Genomic DNA, 2,048 nt, shown 5'->3' on the forward strand with positions numbered 1-2,048 from the left:
TGGTTGGCCACGCGGTCAAGCAGTTGTACCCGACCGCCAGGATGGTCATCGGTCCGGTCATCGACGAAGGTTTCTATTACGACATCGCCTTCGAGCGTCCTTTCACCCCGGACGACCTGGCGGCCATCGAACAGCGCATGCAGCAGCTGATCGAGAAAGATTACGACGTGATCAAGAAAGTCACTCCGCGCGCCGAAGTGATCGAAGTGTTCAAGGCCCGTGGCGAAGACTACAAGTTGCGCCTGGTCGAAGACATGCCGAACGAGCAGGCCATGGGCCTGTACTATCACGAAGAATACGTCGACATGTGCCGCGGTCCGCACGTGCCGAACACCCGCTTCCTGAAATCCTTCAAGCTGACCAAGCTGTCCGGCGCCTACTGGCGTGGCGATGCCAAGAACGAGCAATTGCAGCGCGTCTACGGCACCGCATGGGCCGACAAGAAGCAACTGGCCGCCTACATCCAGCGCATCGAAGAAGCCGAGAAGCGCGACCACCGCAAGATCGGCAAGCGCCTGGGCCTGTTCCACACCCAGGAAGAAGCGCCGGGCATGGTGTTCTGGCACCCCAATGGCTGGACTTTGTACCAGGTGCTCGAGCAGTACATGCGCAAGGTGCAGCGCGACAACGGTTACCTGGAAATCAAGACCCCCCAGGTCGTTGACCGCAGCCTGTGGGAAAAGTCCGGGCACTGGGCCAACTACGCCGACAACATGTTCACCACCCAGTCGGAAAGCCGCGACTACGCGATCAAGCCGATGAACTGCCCGTGCCACGTGCAGGTGTTCAACCAGGGCCTGAAGAGCTATCGCGAGTTGCCGATGCGCCTGGCCGAATTCGGTGCCTGCCACCGTAACGAGCCATCGGGTGCCTTGCACGGCATCATGCGCGTGCGTGGATTCACCCAGGACGACGCGCACATTTTCTGCACCGAAGAACAGATGCAGGCTGAATCCGCTGCCTTCATCAAGCTGACCATGGATGTCTACGCCGACTTCGGCTTCACCGATGTCGAGATGAAGCTGTCCACTCGTCCGGAAAAACGCGTCGGTTCCGACGAGCTTTGGGATCGCGCCGAAGCTGCACTGGCCGCAGCCCTTGATAGCGCGGGCCTGCCGTACGATCTGCAGCCGGGCGAGGGTGCGTTCTACGGTCCGAAGATCGAGTTCTCGCTGAAAGATTGCCTCGGTCGCGTCTGGCAATGTGGTACCCTGCAGCTCGATTTTAACCTGCCTGTCCGTCTGGGAGCCGAATACGTCTCCGAAGACAACAGCCGCAAGCACCCGGTCATGTTGCACCGGGCGATCCTGGGGTCCTTCGAACGTTTCGTCGGAATTCTGATCGAGCACTACGAGGGCRCATTCCCCGCGTGGCTGGCTCCGACCCAGGCAGTGGTGATGAATATCACTGATAAACAGGCTGATTTTGCCGCTGAAGTTGAAAAAACCCTCAACGAAAGCGGATTTCGTGCCAAGTCTGACTTGAGAAATGAAAAGATCGGCTTTAAAATCCGCGAGCATACTTTGCTCAAGGTTCCTTTTCTCTTGGTTATCGGAGATCGGGAAGTCGAGATGCAGACTGTCGCTGTGCGTACTCGTGAAGGTGCTGACCTGGGCTCGATGCCCGTCGCCCAGTTCGCTGAGTTTCTCGCGCAAGCGGTTTCCCGGCGTGGTCGCCCAGATTCGGAGTAATTATTATTAAGCGTGAAATGAGACAAGATAAACGAGCTGCACCGAAAGCCCCGATCAACGAGAATATCTCGGCACGCGAGGTTCGGTTAATTGGAGCTGAAGGTGAACAGCTTGGGATTGTGTCAATTGAAGACGCGCTTCTTAAGGCTGAAGAGGCCAAGCTGGATCTGGTGGAGATTTCCGCCGATGCAGTACCACCTGTTTGCAAACTGATGGACTACGGCAAATCGATCTTCGAAAAGAAGAAGCAGATTGCTGCGGCCAAGAAAAACCAGAAGCAGATTCAGGTTAAAGAAATCAAGTTTCGTCCAGGGACGGAGGAAGGGGATTACCAGGTAAAACTGCGCAACCTGGTAC

2 protein-coding genes are annotated in these 2,048 nt (G+C 56.8%); both read left to right on the forward strand.

Features of this window, described 5'->3' with window-relative positions:
* A partial coding sequence (thrS, locus tag ACXRVY_RS26030) for a threonine--tRNA ligase (protein WP_458238625.1) occupies positions 1–1,691 on the forward strand: 1,691 nt, incomplete at its 5' end.
* The coding region (gene infC, locus ACXRVY_RS26035) for a translation initiation factor IF-3 (RefSeq protein ID WP_458238626.1) at positions 1,691–2,048 on the forward strand (358 nt) is incomplete at its 3' end. The genes thrS and infC, both read left to right, overlap by 1 nt.

Source organism: Pseudomonas sp. P5_A2_2 (genome assembly GCF_054177685.1).